General features: G+C 54.8%; 3 protein-coding genes and 2 pseudogenes. All 5 read right to left on the reverse strand.

Annotation, left to right across the window (positions count from 1 at the left end):
• Positions 1-734, reverse strand: a pseudogene (locus GYRE_RS00015) (ABC transporter permease); the annotation flags it as partial.
• Positions 735-741: 7 nt separating this feature from the next.
• A complete protein-coding gene (osmF, locus tag GYRE_RS00020) occupies positions 742-1,653 on the reverse strand; it encodes a glycine betaine ABC transporter substrate-binding protein OsmF (RefSeq protein WP_373896532.1) in 912 nt (303 codons plus the stop codon).
• A 116-nt stretch (positions 1,654-1,769) separates the two neighbouring features.
• The gene (locus GYRE_RS00025; RefSeq protein WP_038252067.1) at positions 1,770-2,444 is read right to left on the reverse strand and encodes a DUF2931 family protein; all 675 of its coding nucleotides are present in this window, start codon (positions 2,442-2,444) and stop codon (positions 1,770-1,772) included.
• 2 nt (positions 2,445-2,446) lie between these two features.
• Positions 2,447-3,127: a DUF2931 family protein gene (locus tag GYRE_RS00030; protein WP_038252068.1), complete on the reverse strand. Its 681-nt coding sequence runs from the start codon at positions 3,125-3,127 to the stop codon at positions 2,447-2,449.
• A pseudogene (locus GYRE_RS24680) lies at positions 3,117-3,372 on the reverse strand (type VI secretion system tube protein Hcp); the annotation flags it as partial. The pseudogene GYRE_RS24680 and the gene GYRE_RS00030, both read right to left, overlap by 11 nt.

Below are 3,372 nucleotides of genomic sequence, written 5' to 3' on the forward strand. Positions count from 1 at the left end.
AGCACCGGAAAATGCTGCACCAGCCCGGCGAGCGGCGCGATCAGCAGGCCAAAGAGTGCGACCGAAGGGATGGTCTGAATGATATTGAGCACGGTAAACACCGGCGTTTGCCGCGCGGTTCGCCGATAACACCACAGCCCCAGCGGGATGCCGATAATAAGACCTGGCAGCAACGTACCGAACAGCAGCGTCAGATGCTGCGCCAGTGCGTTATCAAAAATTTCCTGCCGGTTGGCGTACTCTTTTAGCAAAGAGAGCGCGTTGAGTTTGCCCGACCACAGCAGCAAACAGGGAACAATCCACACCTGTGCATTGAGCAGCCAGCGCCACAGTGTGTTGTCGGTCAGCCGGCGAATCGCCTCGTTCCCCAACAGCAAAAGCAATGCCAGCCATAGCCACAGACCACTTCCTGCCGACGTTCGCGCAAGCGGTGTTCCTGACTCTGCAAGCACCTCTGCTGCCTGCCCCGCCCCCCAGAACAGCGCTATAAATAATAGCTCGGCCAGTAGCAGGGTGAGCCCCGTCGTCCAGCGTTCGGCGCTCAGGGTCAAAAGCAGGAAAACGATGGGGGCAACCAGCAAAATGACGGGGTTAAAGGAGAAGATATCCCACAGGCTTCTCCCCTCGCCGGACACCAGCCGGTTTGGCGCATAGTTGACGAAGGGCAGCGCGGCGGCGGCGATGGCAATCACCACCAGCAGCACGGCTACCCGGTTATGGCATGAAATCGTCACTGTCCTGTTACTTTACCAGTCCCTTTTGCTTCAGATAATCAGCCGCGACCTTCTTCGCATCACGACCTTCGACGGCAATACTGGCGTTAAGCTGCTGTAGCGTTTTTTCATCGAGGCTGGCAAACACCGGTTTCAGCCATTCGGCCATCTGCGGATACGCCTTCAGTACGGCTTCGCGCACTACCGGAGTGGGTGCATAAATGGGTTGTACCCCTTTCGGATCGGTCAGCGTTTGCAGGCCAAGCGCCGCCACCGGGCCGTCGGTGCCGTAAGCCATCGCCGCATTGACTCCCGACGTTTGCTGAGCCGCCGCCTTGATAGTCACCGCCGTATCACCACCCGCAAGCGAAAGCAGCTGATCCTGGCTGAGCTTGAAGCCATAGGCTTTTTCAAACGCCGGCAGCGCGTCGGTACGCTCGATAAATTCCGCCGAGGCCGCCAGCTTGAACTTGCCGCCCGATTGCAGATAACGGCTGAGATCGGCAAGCGACGTCAGTTTGTTCTTCTGCGCCAGATCCTGGCGTACCGCAATGGTCCAGGTATTATTTGCCGGCGCGGGCGTCAGCCAGACCAGTTTATTCTGCTCGGCGTCGAGTTTTTTCACTTTTTCGTAGCCCTGCTCGGCATTTTTCCACGCCGGGTCGTTCTCCTGCTTAAAGAAAAACGCACCGTTGCCGGTGTATTCCGGGTAGATATCCAGCTCGCCGGAGGTAATGGCGCCGCGCACTACCGGGGTTGTGCCAAGCTGAACTTTGTTCACCGTTTTCACCCCGTGGCTGTCGAGCACCTGCAAAATGAGATTGCCGAGCAGTGCGCCTTCGGTGTCAATTTTCGAGCCGACTTTCACCGGCTCTGCGGCCTGCAACGGCAGCGTTACCGCTGCCAGAAGTGCGACAGTTGCCGCCAAACCTTTTGCCATCCCCATTCGCTCATCCTCGTGATTTATGCTTCTTTTCATCATCTTGAATGAAAAGCGTAGACGAAAACGCGTCGCTTAACAGGAGTTTGGGGGATTATCTGAATCAGCAAGTGATTTCACCAGCTCCCGTACGGATAAGTTTTACCCTTGATGTACTCCGGCGTTTCAGCAAAATAGGTGTAGCCGTTGGGGTGGCTGGTAATACCCTGGCAAAACTTCATCTCTTTGCCGCTGCGGGTGATGATTTTATTCGGTGTGATGGGGATATTAGGGTGATCGCCCACATCCTGTAACCAGAGACGCACTTTACCCTCCGGCGCCAGGCCAATTGCCAGCGTATCGTACCAGACCGTATGACCGTCATAGTCCAGATGTTCCGCCGGTGTTTTCATCCGCTGCCAGATTTCCGGCGAGAAGACGATGCTGGTTTCGTAGGTTTTCTTGTCAATAACTGAATCCCAGCAGAACATCATGTACTGCGGCAGGCTTTTCGCCTTGTTGAAAGACATCAGCGCACCACGGCTATAGTTACTCCAGGTTCCTTGCACTTTTGGATCGTTTCCTGTGGCATCAAGGGTATAAAAACGATTCAGGTAGCCATCCACATCAATAATCTGAGCGAGGGTTACGTTGGCATACAGCGCGAACGGAGCAAAAAAGACAAACTGCCAGTATTCATACGGCAGCTTCCAGTCACCCGCAGCCGCCTCCCGGGACTGCAGCGGCTGCGGTGCCCGGGCCTGACAGCCTGCCAACAACACAACCAGCAGATAAGTGGTTATTTTCAACATGATTACCAGCTCCCATAAGGATAGGTTTTACCCTTGATGTACTCTGGCGTTTCAGCAAAATAGGTGTAGCCGTTGGGGTGACTGGTAATACCCTGGCAAAACTTCATCTCTTTGCCGCTGCGGGTGATGATTTTATTCGGCATGATGGGGATATTGGGATAATCGCCGTACTCCTGCAGCCAGAGACGCACTTTTCCCCCCGGAGCCAGACCAATCAGTATTTTTTTATACAGCGCAATATCTCCCGCCCTAGTAAGATGATCGCCCGGTGTTTTCATCCGCTGCCAGATCTCCGGCGAGAAGACGATGCTGGTTTCGTAGGTTTTTTTGTCGATAACCGAGTCCCAGCAGAACATCATGTACTGCGGTAAGCTTTTTACCTTATTAAAATTCATCATAGGAGCACGATTACGGTCTGACCATGCACCTTCCACATTGGGATCATTTTCCGTGGTATCGAGGGTATAAAAGCGGTTCAGATAGCCATCCACATCGATAATCTGAACGACGGTTACATCGGCATACAGCGCAAACGGTGTAAAAAAATAGAAATACCATTCATCATAAGGCAGCTTCCAGTCGCCTTCCGCCGCCTCCCGGGACTGCAGCGGCTGCGGTGCCCTGGCCTGACAGCCTGCCAGCAGCACGAGAAACGTTATCGCCAGTAATCCTCTATTTTTCATTGCGTTTCCCCTCCATGTTGTAGATCGTCCGCCGCCAGCGTTCATCCGGGCGATTCACAAAGCCGATGGTTTCCGACACCGCCGCACCGCCGCTAATTTCACCGGCCGGGTTAAGCTGAACCGCGTTCCAGTTCGCCGAGCAGTGGATATAGCGCGCGGCCAGCATGTCCAGCGCCTCGGGGGTGATGTTAAGCTCCCGTCGCCCGCAGCGAACGGCCCTCCCCTCAGCCAGTACTTTATCAACC

The organism is Yokenella regensburgei ATCC 49455 (genome assembly GCF_000735455.1).
GTDB classification, from domain to species: domain Bacteria; phylum Pseudomonadota; class Gammaproteobacteria; order Enterobacterales; family Enterobacteriaceae; genus Yokenella; species Yokenella regensburgei.

What these genes read in the sequence shown, in the direction of transcription:
- osmF (WP_373896532.1), bottom strand. Translation starts at nt 1,653, where the DNA reads ATGGCAAAAGGTTTGGCGGCAACTGTCGCACTTCTGGCAGCGGTAACG.
- GYRE_RS00025 (WP_038252067.1), bottom strand. Translation starts at nt 2,444, where the DNA reads ATGTTGAAAATAACCACTTATCTGCTGGTTGTGTTGTTGGCAGGCTGT.
- GYRE_RS00030 (WP_038252068.1), bottom strand. Translation starts at nt 3,127, where the DNA reads ATGAAAAATAGAGGATTACTGGCGATAACGTTTCTCGTGCTGCTGGCA.